We start from the raw sequence: 15842 nt of genomic DNA, 5'->3' as shown, positions 1-15842 counted from the left end.
GTTAATCGCCTTTATTGGGGTCGGATACGGTCAGGCCCTCGTCAACGGTTTCTTCGGTATCTGGCATCATTTTCAGGGCTTCTTTTTCAGTGACGCCGTACTTCTTCGCCAGATAAATTTCCGGTCTGAGAATCCCGCTGGCCACATCCTGCTGCATGGCCAGCAGCTCGGCCTGCTTGTCGATCACAATGGAGTCATCCCAGTTGAAGGTGACCTCTGGACCAACGGGCACGGTCTGGCCACTGAGGTTCATCCACACGCTCATGGCGTAGACCATGTGTTGTAAGGCGTCCTCCAGGGCCAGCTGGATATCTTTGACAGTGCTGTAAAGCCTTTGCTTTGAACTGATGATCTCCGTAGCGGTTTTATCCACGTTCTGGGGATCGCTGATGGTGCCGTAGGACAGGCCGCAGTTGAACTCGATTCGTTTGAGCAGGTTGTCAAGGCCGTTGAACAGGCTGGCGTCCCGGATGGCCGGGGAGAAGATGTTGTACCGGCTGTTCTCATCATCATCCATATCATGGACTCTGAAGAGCCGTTCTTTCCCCTCTGGCAGGCGCCACTTTTGTTTTACCTCATCGAAAGCAAACCAGTCTGCAGGTAGATCAAGGGCCAGTTCGGAGCCTTCGTACTCCCACAGCAGCCGGTCGTACTGTCGGTCAGCCTGTTCGATCTGCTCAAGGGCTTTCGCAAAGCAGGACACGCCCAGAGGACTGGTCTTGTCAATGGGGTTGGCGCCCGGCATCTTAAAATAGGCAAAGAGCGGTGCCAGCACTGGGGCGATGACCTTTTCTTCCTCGATGGCTGCCCATTCTGGGACGTCTGCTAATGCAATCGGCCACCCCAGATCTTCGGTAACATCGGGGTCCTGGGTTTCGTTTTTAAAGGCGTAGTTGCGGATGGTGTATTGCTTGCCTTCTAACCGGTGCTGTTCCAGCTTCGTGTAGACGGTATCGCCCTTGGTCAGCTTATCCACAAAGATGGCGCCGGTAATGTCTCCGTTGGTGTCGTAGTCTGTGGGAAAAAAGCTCTCTGCTGAGACGTAGTCCACGCTGATCCGGCCATTTTCGGGTACTGGCTTAAAGGCCAGACCTCCGCCGGCACAGCCCAGTTCACAGCAATGGCGCAGGTCCCGGGCAACGGTCTGGTAGGCTTCGTCCAATGTTTTGTTTTCCACGGAGGTTTCAAGCTCAGTGGTGACCAGTCTTGACAGTTCGCTGGCAATGATGGCCGGCAGGTTGAGGGTCTTTACTTTTTCCTTACCGTTTTTGTCATACCGCCAGGGCGGATGGTTCTTGTAACAGCGTGTCCACAGGTCAATGGCAGCGGCCATTTTGTCGGACACAGCGATGGTGGTATTGATTTTGCTTTGAATATTCTGCCTTGTAAACAAGCGCCTGAACACCTCCTTGATTTTTGTGATTATGCTCATTGATGCACTCCTTATTCTGATTGCATGATATCTTTAGAACGTCTGCGGATGATTGTGTAACAGAAATACCGCACCGCATCCATGGCATGGTCATATTCCTTGACAGGCTTGTCCTCGCCGCGGTCAACGGCTTTTTCGTCCCATGTGTAGGAACTGAATTCTTTGATGGTGTTTTCGCAGCTGTCCAGAAAGCGGATCTTCCCAAGGTTTAACTGGGTCCCGACGAAACGGATGCCGTCAAGCACGTCATTTTTGGCTTTCTTGACACGAAAGCCGCTCTGTTTTAACTGCGCAATAAAAGAAGCCGCTGATGGGTCCACCACCACGGCTGTTGGTTTGATACCGCCGAGGAACTGCTTTAAATCCTCGACGTACTGGATATCGGTTTTCTGTTTGCTCTCGTCTCTTCCGGAGTAATAGTACTCCCGGATGCAGTACCAGACACCGCTTTCGCCACGCTGCCAGAGTAAAAAGACGGTGGCGTTCTGGGTGCCGTAGTCACAGGAAACATAATGCTTTGGCAGCAGCGTTTCTTTGATCTGGCTGACCACGTGCTTTGCCTTGTCAAACATGTCGTAGATCAGGCCGTCAGCTGCACACCACAGGCCCAGAATATAGCGCTTGTAAAACACGCCGGTATACATGGCGCGGTACCTCGCCTTGATCTTTTCAGACAGGCTGAGGTTGTCCTCCATGGTAAAATGGAGGTACAAGATATCCTTCAGCTCAATGTTTTTATTCCTGAGCTCTTCCTGTTGCTTCCTGGTAAGATATCCGGTACACTGATCAATCCAGTTTAATTTAAACCAGTGATAAGGCCCGTCCGGGTTGCAGTTAAACCAGAACTTTGAACCGTCCACAGAGCAGCGCCCGGTTGCCTGGTTGACAAAGCTCTCGGGCATCAGAGCCACTTCATCGAAGAAGACACCCGCTAAAGTGATGCCTTGAATAAGGTCTTGACTGCGTTCATCTTTTCCGCCGAAGATATAAAAGTAATTGACGGTATCGCCCCGGGTGACCTCCAGCAGGTTGTCGCTGCGGTGATCTTTTACTTTGTAGCCCCGGCTCCGGAGCATGATCTTGAGCCAGAACAGTACGTTCCGGCGGAAGGAACCGATGGTCTTGCCGCACATGCCAAAATTCTGGCCCTGAAAGCTCGTCATGGCCCAGATCACAAAGGAAAGGGACATGGCTAAGGTTTTCCCGGACCGGATGGCACCATCGGCGATGATCCCGTCCTTGTCCTTAACTGGGCTGTCCAGACACCACCAGTTTAAAATTTTGCGCTGCTTCTTGGAAAAGGGCTTAAACCGGAAGGCTGCTTTTTTAATCTTCATCGGCCCAATCCTTTGCCACGCTGCCGTTCAAAGCTTCCAGGAAACCATCGTCTCCAGGCTGCTCACCGCCGGCGCGTTCTTTGTTTTCGGCTTCTACCTTGGCGGTCTCGGCTTTATATTTGTCGATCCGCGCCTGCTGCTCGGGATTAAAACTTGTGTACCGGTCTGTCAGCCATTTGAGCGCCTGCATCCGGTCGGCCAGCTTCACAGACACGCCGGCTTTTCCTTCCTTGACCTCGGTAATCAGTGTGCCGTCTACCTGTCCGGAATCTTTTAAAACAACGCCCCCGGGTCCAAAGCTTGCATAATCCGTCATATCGGAAAAGGCAATATCCATGTACTTTTGAAACAGATCGTCCTCGGAAAGTAGCTCCCGGTTCAGACGGCTCTGCTTAAGGCGTTCTATTTCTGCCTTAATTTCAGGTTTTTTCAGGTTCTCAAAGCCAATGGAGTAGGCTGTTTCTGCACTGTACCCAGCTTTTATGGCTGCTTTCGTTGCGTTGAAACAACGAATATAACACAAGCAAAACAGGCGCTGTTTATCGGTGAGACCATTATTGCCCATGACCTGATCAACTTCTTCAGTGATAATCTTCTGGTCTTTCCTTTTGGTTGCAACTTTTTTGGTTGCAGGGTTGCAACTTTCTTTTTTCCAGTATCGTGCTGCCCAGGACTTTACAGCGGACAGGCTGACGCCATATTTTTTCGCGATATCTTTGTATTTCATGCCCTCGAGATAATCCTGATAAGCTAAATCTCTTGTGTCCGGCAACCACCTCACCTCTCTTTTTTACGTACGAAAAAAGACCACAGCTCCTGCCGTGGCCTCTTAATTACACTCTTGTTAACGCCATTATACCACATATGGGGTGTTTTTTATGCCCTAAAATGTGAGTTCTTTTGTGAGTTCTTTGAATACACCTGTCGGATGTAGTCATAATTATACCCCAGATATTCCGCGGCCTCTTTCTGCGTCATGCCGTATACGTTCACCAGAAACAATACTTTCTCTGCTAAGCTTTCAAAACGGTCAACGCATTCTTTAAGCTCTTGTCTCAGGGCGTCCATCCTGTCGGTAACACGCTGATATTCCTCAAAAATATCGATCGCCGCCCGGCGATGGTTCCCATGGATACTATCTGCGTCAACATAACTTGTCTCTGATTTCACCCTCTCTGGGCCTTGATGTTTCAAAATGTCCAGGCGAACTTGGTTCAATCGTTCCAATTCTGCTTTAATCTCGGTTGGATTCATAGGCGCCCTCCCTTCTCATATTGGCTGTAAATTGCCCATAAGTTAAACCGTGTTTTCTGGCCGCTGCCTCAATCTCCGGTATGGCCATCCGCTTTTCTCTTGGTTTTGCTGCTTCTACCTTTTGGCGCTCTCTGGCCAGACGGTAGCACGCGGGCCCACAGTAACGCTGGTTCCCAGCTTTTGGATCAAAGAGGGCGCCGCAGCCTTCACAGCGTTTTGGCTTCATTGTTGGCATTTTCTTCCTCCTGCTTATATTCTTCAATCCGCGCTTTCAGGGCGTTCAGTAAGGCATCCTGTGTGGCTTCCTTTCCCTGCAGCGCTTCCATAACCTGCTCGTCCATGCCGCCCTGGGTGACCAGGTGCTGCACAATAACGGTCTCAGTCTGTCCCTGCCGGTGCAGTCTTGCGTTGGCCTGCTGGTACAATTCCAAGGACCAGTTTAAGCCAAACCACACGACGATGTGCCCGCCGTCCTGAAGGTTTAATCCGTAAGCGGCGCTGGCCGGGTGGGCCAGAAGAATGTCCAGCTTTCCGGCGTTCCATTCTTCGATGTCTTCCGGGGTTTTCAGTTCCCCGATTTTTAACTTCATCCGGGACAGGGCTTTCTTAATCCGGTCCCGGTCATGCTGGAAGTTATAAAACACCAGCAAGCTGTTTCCCTGGGCCGTGTCCACGATCTCCTTCAGGGCCTCCAGCTTCTCGTCGTGCAGCGCGTAGACGGCTTTGTTTTCGTCGTAGATGGCTCCGTTGCACAGCTGCAGCAACTTGTTGCTTAAGACCGCTGCGGTGCTGGCGTCGATGGTGGCCTCATCCACCTGCAGCAGCATGTTTCGTTCCATCTCACGGTACTGCGCGGCGGCTTTTGGGCTCAGGTGGACGGGGATCACATTGTCAATGCGTTTTGGAAGGGTCAGGTAATCCCTGGCGCTCAGACTGATGCAGATGTCGGAGATGGCTGCCTTGATGCTGCCCTCGGACCCGTCTTTTGGCTTATAGGTGTAAATCCGGTCCGCGCCTCGCTGGTCGGGGTTAAAATACCGGTCGCGGTAGGCGGTGACGGTTTTCCCTAATCGCTGCCCCTGATCCAGTAAATACACCTGGCTCCAGAGGTCCAGTAGACCGTTGGGCGCCGGGGTGCCGGTAAGACCATACAGGCGCTTGATGTGCGGCAGCATCAGCTTCAGGGCCTTGAAGCGTTTAGCGCTGGGGTTCTTAAAGCTGGACAGCTCATCAATGATCACACAGTCAAAGGGCCAGTCGTTGCGGTAATAGTCCACCAACCACTGCACATTTTCGCGGTTGATCACCCAGATGTCTCCTGGTGTGTTCAGTGCCCGGATGCGCTTGTTTTTGGCTCCTAAGGCAGCGTTAATCCGCAGCAGGTGTAAGTGGTCCCATTTTGAACTTTCTCTTGTCCAGGTGTCTTCTGCGACCTTTTTCGGGGCAATGACCAGGGTTCTTGAAATGGCAAAGCGGTTGAACCGCAGATCGTTGACGGCGGTCAAGGCGATGACCGTCTTGCCAAGTCAAAGCCCCATGTCTAGGAGTAATCCTAGATGGTCCTCAAAAATCATGCGGTTAATACAATAGCGCTGATAATCATGCGGGATAAATTTCATGGGTTCATCACCTCCTTACTTTTCTTGCTTTCGCTCATAGGGCACCATGCAGCCCCCACCGATAGATTGGCCATATCTCTGTCTGAATATCCTCCAGGATAAACTTTATGTCCTCAGACCGATCCAGTAGGTAGACCTTACAGCCCATGATGGCCAGACGGGTCATCTGCAGCTTTTGGTTTTTGGTCGGCCTCTTTCCGGTCTGCTTTAACTCGACAAAACCGATCTTGTTTTCGGGGAATACGACTAACCTGTCAGGTACCCCGGTATTCCCCGGTGATGTAAATTTATAAGCCCGGCCGCCCTGTTGTTTAACGGCGTCTCTCAGCTTTGCTTCTAGTTCCTTTTCAAGCATATCCTAACCTCCATTGCCAGACTTTTTGTCCCCTCTCGTTGTAGGTGAAGTCTGTGATTAATCCTAAAATCTTTTTTGCTTCTCTGAGTTCTCGTTGGCTGAACCCTTTTCTGTAGGCCTCGCCTCGAACGGTTCGGCACTCGACGATTGGATGACTTCTCATAAAATCTGCCAGCCATTGAACACATTCAGGTAGTTTATTTATGTTCATTTTCATTGCTCCCTTATATTTTTTAGATTTCTGTCTGCCTACATCTTCAACATTCTCTCTATATACTCTATATAATATAAGAATATATAAGATTTATAAGGTGTATATATTCTTATATTTCTTTATTTTATATTTATATATAGAAAGAATGTAGGCAATGTAGGCAAACATCTGTAAGGCTTTATATTTCTTGCTTTTGGTGTCAACAAAGCCCGCCTACATTGTATTTTTGTTTGTTGGCGATGTAGGCACACTCTGCCTACAAACTTTTTTTGCCTACATTATCCAAAACCCTCTTTGGTTTCCGTAATCCGGTCCAAAACGTTGACTTGATCTCACTTTTTCGGTGTTTTTCAAACCGTTTAGGATGTTATTAATCTCAACGGTATCCTTGCGCTGCATATACTTCAGCTCGTTGTTAAAGCACTCACACCAAATTTCCGCTGCGCAGATTCGATCCCTCGGCACCGTGTTTTCTTCCGTCGCTTTAGGCCACTCTGTGGCCCAGTAGGTCCTCCTCTCCATCAGTCCGAATTTATTCCACTCTAGCGGCACACGACGGCTGATAAAGTCCACAATAACACCTTCCTTTGGGTTTACTTCCTTATGGGCCTCCTGGGCTTCTTCGGCTTCATTGGCGGCCGCCCCTTCCAGAAACAGCTTTTCGCCGATGGCATAATAGACCATGGCTTCTGCCCAGATCTGATCCACCTCGTCATCCAGATCGGTGAATACACTTTTCGTTGCTTTTTCCTTATGAACGTCCACGGGCCAGAACCGGCGGTTTCCGGTACGGTCCCTTAAGAAGTCGCTCTCGTTGGTGGTTCCAAAGAACACACAGGTCCTCGGAAAGGCTTCTGTCCGGCGTCCGTAGGGCGCCCGGTAGATATCATCCTTCTTGCTGAGAAACTGCTTGATGGTGCCCATCTCGGACTTATTAAAGCCCTCCAGCTCCCCGACTTCGATGATCCAGTAGCCCTGCAGCAGCTCACTGGCTTCCTTACCTTCAAAAGTTCTCAGGCTGTCGGAAAACCAGCTTTTACCCAGCTTGCTGAAAAAAGTACTTTTCCCGATGCCCTGGGCGCCGGCCAGAATCAGCATGTTGTCAAACTTGACGCCAGGGTTCCATATCCTCGCCACAGCGGCCACCAGGGCCTTTTTAATGGTGTCTCTGGAATACTTATTATCCTCGGCGCCAAAATAGTCGATTAAGAGGGTTTCAAGGCGTTTTTGGCCATCCCATTTCAGGCTTCCCAGGTACTCCCGGATTTTATGGCGCTTGTGTTTGGTCGCGTAGACGGCCATGGCGTCATAAATTTTCCGCTCGCCACTGATGTTGTAGAACTTCTCCATATGCAGCCGCAGACCGGCGTCGTCGGCGTCATTCCAGCCCCGTTCCCGGTAAACACCCGGGACGTTGTCTTCCCAGGGCATCCTCGCGGTCACAGTCGGCCGGTTGCTGAACTCATCATGGTAAAAGCGATCCCGAATCAGCGGGTCGTGTTCCAAAACGGTCAGCACATTCTCAATGGTTTTGACATACTGCCCGTTCTCGTTCATCTTCATGAGGCCCATCCACGCGGTTGGGTCTTCGATTGCCTGCACCGTCTCCACGCCCTCAAACTCTTCCACTGCCTGCTCATAGCGTTCAGTTGACAATAAGGCTTTAACTTCCGGGTCTTCCACGCAGAAGCTGCGCATTTCCCGGTAACTGGGCAGGCTGGCCACTGGGGTCTCAGGTTTGGCGTCCTCGTCCAGGTGGCCGAACTTGTGCAGCCTTATCAGGTCAAAAGCGTTGCAGAGCAGGCCGCTGATCGGGTCGGTAGCGTGGTGGGAGAAAATGAAGTTCCCGCCGTCGTAGAGCACGGCCCCGCCCACGGTGGAACCCTCCGCGTAGCTGTAACGCCCTGGGGTGTCACAGGGGTTGTAGGCGTCTGGAATAAACTTCGCGATGGCGGCCGGCACGTCGTAGGTCCGGCAGAACGCGCCCACGACGCCCTTTTTATCCAGGGGATTCCCCTGGCGTTTGGCGGCGGTCTGTCTTACCTTGGCCGCGCCGGGCACCTCGGGCCACTCGGCCACGTCCTGCCAGTTGGTATACTGGGCAAGCACCCCTTCTCCGGAGAGAAAAGGCTTGTCTTCATAGGTAAAAATGTATTGGTTCTGCATATCTGCGCTGATGCTGGGCCAGTACATGAGCCGGCTGGCCTCAAAGGTCGACGGGTCCATGATTTCCATGCCCAGATAACTGGCGACTTTCCGCGCGATGGGCTCATACTGTTCGGCCGTGCAGGGCTTGTCCAGAGGGATGACGATTCTTAAGCGCGGGGCCGCTTCCTCGTGCTTTCGTGTGGAGTACACCACGTAGGCGCAGCCCAAAGCAGATACCGCCTGTAAGACGGCCTGGGTGCCCCCAGACGGGACGGAATCCGCGTCCAGGGTAATCAGGGACCGGTCGATGACTTTGTCGTTTTTACGGCGGTTTTCGGCCAGTCTCCCGCCTACAAAGCCCCCGACGTCCTTGAGGTCATCCTGCTGTTTCTTGGGCAGGCGCTTGTAGGCCGCAAAGTTTTCAGCGGTTACGACAGGGCTTGATACCTTCTGTATAAAATCGGCCCAGTATAGTTCCTGGGGGTACCAGAAGACCGCGTGTCTTCCGGACCCCGTGGAAATGGTTAACTTGATGTTGTTTTGCATAAGGGCCTCCTAATCTTTCTTGTAGTAGTCGGACGTGAACCCATCGGCGTTTAAGGGCAGGTCGGGCGCCCAGGCCGGGGGCTCACACATGATTTTGATAGCGTTGTCCAGGTTATAACATGGGTCATTTTTGGGGACTTCGAGAATCACTTCATCGTGCACATGGAAGCAGATTTTATAACCTGCGCAGTGCAGCTTGTACATGGCTTCTGCCAGGCAGTCCCTCGCAATGGCCTGAACCACGTTTTCGGTCAGTTTGCCCCCATAGGTTTCCAGGGTGACCCATTTTTTCGATGCGCCCCGCCCTTCGTAGGAAATGGCGTCATCGCCCCACCGGTTCGGCAGGATGCCTGGGTGAAGATAAAAAAGCTGGCGGCCAGAGGGTAAAGTGATAAAAAGATATTCCTGGTCTCTTGAGAGCACAATCCCTTTTTGCAGATACTGCGGTGTACCGTACTTTACACACTGCACAGCTGCGCGGTCCAGTTTCCACCACAGGTCTTTGATCCGCGGGTTGGATGCCCGCCAGCGTCTGACGATGTCCGGGAGTTCTTCTTCCTCCAGCCCCATCTTAAGGGCACCCATCTGGATTAAAGCACCATCCGACCCCTGATAGCCCAGGGCCAGCTCGGCCACTTTTCCTTTTGCCCGGAGCTCGTATTCAGGATTTCCTTTTGTGATCTTCTTGAGGGGCACCCCAAACATGGCACTGGCGGATGCTTCATAGATTTTGCCGTGGGTTCTGAAAACATCCAGCTTCCAGTTTTCTCCGGCCAGCCAGGCAATGACCCGGGCTTCAATGGCGCTGTAATCTGCCACGGCGAAAATGCAGCCTTCGGTCGGCACAAACGCGGTGCGGATCAGCTGGCTGGCGGTGTCCTGGACATTGCCGTAAATCAGCTTTAAGCCCTCAACATTTTTCTGCATAACCAGTTCCCGGGCGGTGTCCAGTGTGGCCATGTAATTCCTGGGAAGATTTTGTGGCTGCACGGCGCGTCCGGCCCACCGCCCGGTTTTCGCGCCGTAAAACTGCAGCATTCCCCGGAATCGCCCGTCTGCACAGGTGCCGTCCTTCAGGGTAGCGTACTTTGCCAGGCTGGATTTTTTCAGCTGCTTACGCAGGTTCAGCACGGTTACCACTTCCGGAAATGCGGACACGGCGTCAAGGACATCCTCAACGACTTTCTTTTCAAGGGACTTCACTTCAATGCCGGCGGTTTCAAAAATCCAGGCTTTAACTTGGTCGTCACTGTTTGGGTTGTCGGTTCCTGTGATCGCCCGGATGTTTTCTTTCAGTTCTTGCTCAACCGCGTCTTTGATATAAAGGGCGCCGTCAATCAGCGGCATTGCCGTGCCCACGCCGCCGCTGTTGATGGCCTGATCCATGATCCAGTAGCGCTGCTCCTGTTCAGGCAGGGGGTACTTGTCCAGTTTTTCCTTGATGGCTTTTTCCACGACCACGTCCTGGCGGCAATATTCGATAAACAGCTGCCATTTTTCGGGCTCGTGTTTTGGCAAGACGCGGTCATAAGGGTGCTTCTTTGTTTTTTTCCCATTAGGACAGCAGAACAGCTTAATCAGCGCCTTGCCGGCAGTGTCTTTCTTTTTATCCGGCGGCATCCCCATGGCTTCGGCCACCAGGCCAAGACCGCCGGCGTAACCAGCATAATAGGCATGGACCATGGTACACTCCCACTGCTCCAGCGGGCTCACGAAAAACTTGTTGATGCAGTACCACTCAAAAGCCGCGTTAAAAGCGGCCTTTTTAACGTTTGGATCCTGAAGGGCCCAGAGTACACGCTGTGGCAGGGTTCGCCCTTTCTGGGTTAAATCCACCACCTCCACGGGCTCATCATCAAAGCTGTAGGCAAAGAGCAGTATCTCAAAGTCCGGGGACTGCACGTATTTGTACAGCCCAGACTTGGTTAAATCTACACCGGAGTAAGTTTCAATATCAATGCTGAGGTTCTTTGCCATCTGGGTGCCCCCGTTTCTTCTTTGTCGTTTGGTTTTTGTGTTTTCGTTTCTCTTCCCGCTCAATGTTGTCAATGGCCGTGCCCGCGGTCGGGTCCGGGTATTTTTCAGTGTAGCGGTGTTCGTTGTATTGGTTCTTGCTCATTAGGCGCCCCCAATGATACGGCCCATGCCATACGCAACAATACAAAGACAGATTCCTAAAGAAAGCCAAAGAGCGAGATAAACGATTGAAATAATGATAACCGCCAGCCATTCTTTCCATTCTTTTGTTTGTTTTTTCATTTGTGTCTCCTACTTTGCTAAAAAAGGCCCCGCTCTGGGGGCCGTGAATCCTTAGATGCCCATAACTGCCGGCGGGATCGGCTGGCCGGTGATGGGGTCAATCTGCTGGGGTGCTGCGGGCTGTGCCGGGGCCTGACCGTACTGGGGTTGTACTGGGGCAGGCTGTTGCTGCTGCGGATATCCCGGCGTAACCGCCGGAGCCGCGGGCTGCTGCGCATAAGGATTCTGCATGGCTGCGGTGTATCCGGGCTGCGTAACAACACCAGGAGCTGCAGGCTGACCCTGGACGGGGACCGTTACCCCTGCAAAGGCGTCTTCAACGCTGGTTCTTGCGCCCGCGAAGGCTTCGCCGTCTCGTGTTTTCCAAACGTGCTGCAGGTAGCAGCCGACACCCTTTTTCCCGCTGGCGTTGTAGGCGGTGAAGTTGACAAATACGTAGCCATAGCACCCGGAGTAGACTTCACTCTGATCCATTGCAGGGTGACGGTCAGGACCTGCGACGACACCGGGTGCCCCGAACTCTGGCTTACAGGATGCGGTCATTACATAGTGCCCTTTACACTCTTCGCCATAAGGTTCCCCGGTCTGCTTTGTGCCGTCGCCGTCGTGCATTGGAGACGCGACAAAGCCGGGCATAGTGCCGCCGAACTTCTTTGCGACCCCCTCCTGTTTGGCCTGTTCAATAGCGGCCTGAATCTGCTGCACCAGCTGTGTGTTGCTCTTAGGGATCAGCAAGGTCACGGAGTATTTTGGTTCTCCGCCGTTGGCCGCATATGGCGCAAACACGTTAACATAACTCATTCTAATTTCACCAATCAATAATTCACTCATTTTATTTATTCCTCCTAAAATTTACGGTTTCTACAATCGATAATCTCTAATCCAACGATGTAATCTTCTAAAAAACAGCACTCGTCTTCAACGTGACAGGTATTCCCTGCTTCGTCTTTTAATAAAGCTTCAAACCAATAATCCCCGTCATCATTTTCAGACTCTTTGTAGCTGCAGTTATTTTGGACCGGTTCGACCGGGTCACATTCCGGGTCCAGATCTCTAAGCGCGTCATAGGGGGGAATATTCCCACGTATCTGGAATACGAAATCTCCTTTATATGTTCCTGCCTGTAAGGTTACTTTGACATCATATTCTCGCCATTTTCCACGGCTAACGGTAAAATTTTCCATTTAATCCTCCTAAACTTGAATATCTTTGAATACTTCGGCCGCGCTTTTTGGTTTGAACGGCTCCCGTTTGTCATCTTCGGGTACCAGCGTTGGTTTTCCCTGGGGTTTTACCACGTCGGCGGCTAACAGGCTGTCGAACTGGTTTTTACCTAAGAGCTTCTCAACACCGGTCAGGGTCAGGGGGACGCGTTCATAGAGCAGGGATTCGTCAAAGCCGGCTTCCTTAATTTTCTGGAATGCGGCGTCAAGGTCTTTGAAGCTGCGTGTGCTGCGTCCTTCGACCACTTTGAAACCTGGGATGGTTAAGCCTTCCAGTGCTTTGGTGAGGGCATACTCTTTCAGCTTCTTGTGGTAATTGACCACGCCCTCCAGCTTTGCGAGCATCTGGGCCATCTCTGCGGCGTTCATGGTCTGCGGGTCTTTAATCTCTTCTTCTTTGACGTCGTACTGCCTGGCATATGCTTTGCAGACGGGCTTGACGGGGCAAAACTGGCAGTGTTTACCCGGCGCGCATTCCCCACCGCCGGCATAGGCTTCTTCGGCCAGGGGTTTGACCACTTCATTCCCCCACTGGTACAGGGCGGCCACATCGGTGTCCCACTGTACAACGTTGTCCATGCGGGGCTGCACAATGCAGAGGGTCACGGTCTGGATCGGGTAGATGAAGCCATAATCGGCCAGTACCCCCAAGGCGTAAAGCTTCAGCTGGCTGTTGTCCGCAGCATCGACTTTATTGTGCTTGCCATATTTAAAATCGATCACCCAGAGGTGGTTCCCGTGGATGACAATACAGTCCGCAGTGCCAAAGCCTTCGGGGGCATAAGCGCTGTAATTAACCTTTTTTTCCACTTCTACAAAGGGCGTAGTTGTCTGCGCGTAGGTGATGCTGTTCACAAACTCCAGATACTGGTCGGTGTAACGCTGCATTTCGGGGTTGTACAGGTCATTGTCTTTGGTCAGCTTGTTCATCCGTCTTGTGAAGGTTGCTTTGCCCACGGGCTCGGTGTACTGCTTTCTCAGTTTCAGCTCAGCGATAGCGTGGGCCAGGGTGCCTTCTCTGGCTGGATCGCCTGCCAGGTCCGGCATCCCTTCGGATAACCGGACGGAGGCAGGACAGTTCAGCCAGCGCTCAGCGCTGCTGGCGGACAGCAGGGCGTGGGCTGGGGCTTCTTTCTTTGAACTCATATCTGCGCCCCCATTTCCCGCAGCTTGACGGCCAGGGCGCCGTATTGTTCTTTGGGCAGCTCTACCAGGCTGCTGACGCCAAAGCCCTGGATCAGTGCCATGATCTCCGGCTGTTTGCCCTGGCTGACCAGGCCGGCCATGGCCACGCTGATCTGATCCTGGGTGTACTCCTGGGTCACGGCAGTGGTCGGCAGAGGTTGTGCCGCCGGCGCTGGTTGCTGTACTGGGGCGGGTTGAGCTGGCGGCGGGGTCACCGGGGTCTGCTGAACGGGTGCCGGCTGCGGAGCTGCGGGGGCCGCCGGAGCGGGCTGTGCGGTTGTCTGCACAGGTGACACGGTTGGCGCCTGTCCTGTCGGGGCAGGCTGCTGGGCCGGCTGGTGCATCTGCTGCACGTCAATCGGATGCAGCCCGGAGTTATCAATATAGGCCGGCTGGTGCTCCGGCGCGTTTACCATGTGCAGGGTGTGTGTTGCGTAATCTCTGATTTCCTCGTGGCTATCGAATACAAATTTCATTGTTTATTCCTCCTCTTTGTTCTGAATTTCAACACGTTCCAAGGCAAAACGAATCAGATCATCAGTGACGTTTTTGGTCAGACGGCCTGTCTGTTTTGCCAGGGCTTTGACCTCTATTTCAACGTCCTTTGAACACTGCAGCAAGCTGTTTCCGGACTTCTCTTCGTGGGTTTCCCGGTACATAATTAATTTGTCCATCAATGTTTATCCCTCCATGTTTTCTGCTCCGTCATAATATTCGGAGCTTTTGATTTTATTGACGATGGCCTCTACTTGCTCTAAGGCACTCTCGCGCTGCCAGCGCTTTCGTTCGGTGAGCCAGTTCTGCAGGTGCCAGACCATTATAAGCACTTCTTCCAAAAGGTTATTGAGGCCCTCGATGTCCTCGTAACACAGGTCTGCTTCATCGACGGTTTCTGTTTCTTCCGGTTCTTTCAGATAGGGCTTCAGATAGTCCCAGACGTCTGAACCGCAACGGTCAATGATCGGGTCTTTCAGATCCTCCGGGCCAAAAATGGTTATTTGGTCATCCCGTTCTGCCGGAACCAGAACGCCGGTGATTATTTTTATAAATTCCGGGTGTGGGTTCTTGCCCTTTATTGTGATGACTTCTGGCATCGCTTTTTCTCCTCTCGCATACACCGGATGGCGATCTCAATGGCCCGGTATACGGTGCTTCCTTTGATCTCAAAGTGTTTGTTATGGTAATTCAGCTGACAGATCGCCCATTCAATTTCATCGGGTTTCATATTTACACAGCTCCCCTTTCGTGATATACTGTAATTGATATTTTTACTACGTAGCCCTCATAAGCCGTCCAAGCATGAGGACTATTTTTTTTATTTTCATAAAAATTAAAACAGGTGCCGCAGATATACGCCACTGCGGTGCTGGCATGACACTCTAATCCATTAAAGCTTAAAAAATTTGACTGTTCAGGTTGGACGGGCGCTCATTCCCGTCCGTTTTTATCTTGTGTACTTTTTTACAAACGATTTTTAATTTTTATTTCCGCGTTTTGAGCCCGCGGATCAGGCTTTGACTTAAAGGGGTTATATGGCGTCGCACAGCTTCCTTATGGCGGAACGCCCCTGTATTGGATCATTGTTTTTTCTCCATTCCTGTGGTACAATAACCACGTAACATATTGTCTGGTCCCTAATGCGTGGCTTCGCTTTGGGACCTTTTTTATTGTTCTAAAATTGGTTTAGGTTTTCTGCCCCGGTTCGGGGAAAGTTCGTCTAAAAAACAATTCTTTATGCAACTGTGCCCGATCTCCCGTTCTAATTTTGCCATCCGTTCAAACGCTTCCGGAAAATCCTTGCGGATCATGTTCCAGTAACCCATGCCGCCCTTTACACAGCCGATACAATTATTGTTCGGATAGCCCATGTCGTACATCTTCGGCCGCTTTAAACCGAGTTTTTTCGAAAGCTTGTGGCAGTCTTCTTTGGTCATGTTGGCATCGATGAGCGGGAATTCGTGAGTTATATCTGGTTCGGATTCTTGTAAACGATCTGCCCGGTGTTTTTCGGTGCAGTCATAGCCCCAAACATAGGTAAGCGGTTCATCCTGTTTCTTCTCCCACTCTTTCCGCACCTGTTTTTTAAGCATATTCGTACATTTTGCCCCATACGGAGAGTTTAAGAACCGGTACTTTTCCACAACCTTCTCGACGCTTTGGTGTTCGGATTGGAGAATTTCGATCTTCTTTCTAAAAAATCCCTCGCAGTCCGATAGAAAACGCAGACTATCGGGATGCTGATTCTCGATGTGGCAGTAAATCAGCCGATC

Annotated in this window: 18 protein-coding genes and 1 pseudogene; all 19 read right to left on the bottom strand. The window is 51.7% G+C overall.

Translation table 11 applies throughout. The features are described 5' to 3' along the window. Position 1: 1 nt before the first annotated feature. Complete coding sequence (locus tag BUC22_RS08685) at positions 2 to 1432, bottom strand: phage portal protein (protein ID WP_073382755.1); 1431 nt, start codon at positions 1430 to 1432, stop codon at positions 2 to 4. An 11-nt stretch (positions 1433 to 1443) separates the two neighbouring features. After that, positions 1444 to 2769: a PBSX family phage terminase large subunit gene (locus BUC22_RS08680; RefSeq protein WP_013381496.1), complete on the bottom strand. Its 1326-nt coding sequence runs from the start codon at positions 2767 to 2769 to the stop codon at positions 1444 to 1446. Further along, on the bottom strand, positions 2759 to 3541 hold the full coding sequence (locus BUC22_RS08675) for a terminase small subunit (RefSeq protein ID WP_073382752.1): 783 nt from the start codon (positions 3539 to 3541) through the stop codon (positions 2759 to 2761). The genes BUC22_RS08680 and BUC22_RS08675 overlap by 11 nt, the downstream gene beginning before the upstream one ends. A 104-nt stretch (positions 3542 to 3645) precedes the next feature. Next, entirely contained in the window at positions 3646 to 4023 is a 378-nt protein-coding gene (locus BUC22_RS08670; RefSeq protein ID WP_073382751.1) for a hypothetical protein, read from the bottom strand. Continuing rightward, positions 4004 to 4258, bottom strand: coding sequence for a hypothetical protein (locus BUC22_RS08665; protein ID WP_073382748.1), 255 nt, complete (start codon positions 4256 to 4258; stop codon positions 4004 to 4006). Before BUC22_RS08665 ends, BUC22_RS08670 begins: the two co-directional genes overlap by 20 nt. Next, a pseudogene (locus tag BUC22_RS22670) lies at positions 4230 to 5642 on the bottom strand (SNF2-related protein). The gene BUC22_RS08665 and the pseudogene BUC22_RS22670 overlap by 29 nt, the downstream one beginning before the upstream one ends. Before the next feature lie 34 nt (positions 5643 to 5676). Next, positions 5677 to 5997, bottom strand: a complete 321-nt coding sequence (locus BUC22_RS08655; RefSeq protein ID WP_073382746.1) for a VRR-NUC domain-containing protein — start codon at positions 5995 to 5997, stop codon at positions 5677 to 5679. Positions 5998 to 6484: 487 nt separating this feature from the next. Beyond that, positions 6485 to 8905, bottom strand: a complete 2421-nt coding sequence (locus BUC22_RS08645) for a virulence-associated E family protein (protein ID WP_073382740.1) — start codon at positions 8903 to 8905, stop codon at positions 6485 to 6487. Positions 8906 to 8914: 9 nt separating this feature from the next. Next, positions 8915 to 10882, bottom strand: coding sequence for a DNA polymerase (locus BUC22_RS08640; RefSeq protein ID WP_073382738.1), 1968 nt, complete (start codon positions 10880 to 10882; stop codon positions 8915 to 8917). After that, positions 10860 to 11024 carry a hypothetical protein gene (locus tag BUC22_RS21815; protein WP_159435625.1) on the bottom strand — a complete coding sequence of 55 codons (165 nt, stop codon included), beginning with the start codon at positions 11022 to 11024 and terminating at the stop codon, positions 10860 to 10862. Before BUC22_RS21815 ends, BUC22_RS08640 begins: the two co-directional genes overlap by 23 nt. After that, positions 11024 to 11164, bottom strand: a complete 141-nt coding sequence (locus tag BUC22_RS22075; RefSeq protein ID WP_200805544.1) for a hypothetical protein — start codon at positions 11162 to 11164, stop codon at positions 11024 to 11026. The genes BUC22_RS21815 and BUC22_RS22075 overlap by 1 nt, the downstream gene beginning before the upstream one ends. 51 nt (positions 11165 to 11215) lie before the next feature. Further along, a complete protein-coding gene (locus BUC22_RS08635) occupies positions 11216 to 11995 on the bottom strand; it encodes a DUF2815 family protein (protein WP_073382735.1) in 780 nt (259 codons plus the stop codon). Between the two features lie 14 nt (positions 11996 to 12009). Further along, positions 12010 to 12348 carry a DUF5406 family protein gene (locus tag BUC22_RS08630; RefSeq protein WP_073382732.1) on the bottom strand — a complete coding sequence of 113 codons (339 nt, stop codon included), beginning with the start codon at positions 12346 to 12348 and terminating at the stop codon, positions 12010 to 12012. Positions 12349 to 12357: 9 nt separating this feature from the next. Then, positions 12358 to 13533, bottom strand: coding sequence for a DUF2800 domain-containing protein (locus tag BUC22_RS08625; RefSeq protein WP_073382730.1), 1176 nt, complete (start codon positions 13531 to 13533; stop codon positions 12358 to 12360). Continuing rightward, positions 13530 to 13787: a hypothetical protein gene (locus tag BUC22_RS21510; protein ID WP_143163934.1), complete on the bottom strand. Its 258-nt coding sequence runs from the start codon at positions 13785 to 13787 to the stop codon at positions 13530 to 13532. Before BUC22_RS21510 ends, BUC22_RS08625 begins: the two co-directional genes overlap by 4 nt. Positions 13788 to 14051: 264 nt before the next feature. Beyond that, positions 14052 to 14246 (bottom strand): hypothetical protein, encoded by a 195-nt coding sequence (locus BUC22_RS08615; protein ID WP_073382727.1) that lies wholly within the window; start codon positions 14244 to 14246, stop codon positions 14052 to 14054. 6 nt (positions 14247 to 14252) lie between these two features. Continuing rightward, positions 14253 to 14666 carry a hypothetical protein gene (locus BUC22_RS08610; RefSeq protein WP_073382725.1) on the bottom strand — a complete coding sequence of 138 codons (414 nt, stop codon included), beginning with the start codon at positions 14664 to 14666 and terminating at the stop codon, positions 14253 to 14255. Continuing rightward, complete coding sequence (locus tag BUC22_RS21810) at positions 14645 to 14797, bottom strand: hypothetical protein (protein ID WP_159435624.1); 153 nt, start codon at positions 14795 to 14797, stop codon at positions 14645 to 14647. The genes BUC22_RS08610 and BUC22_RS21810 overlap by 22 nt, the downstream gene beginning before the upstream one ends. A gap of 439 nt (positions 14798 to 15236) precedes the next feature. Continuing rightward, positions 15237 to 15842 (bottom strand): phosphoadenosine phosphosulfate reductase (locus BUC22_RS21805; protein ID WP_073382722.1); only part of this gene is annotated, 606 nt, incomplete at its 5' end.

This window comes from Eubacterium callanderi (genome assembly GCF_900142645.1).
Lineage (GTDB): Bacteria > Bacillota > Clostridia > Eubacteriales > Eubacteriaceae > Eubacterium > Eubacterium callanderi.
The sequence above is the reverse complement of the archived record's forward strand: the minus strand, read 5'-3'. Positions and strand labels throughout refer to the sequence as shown.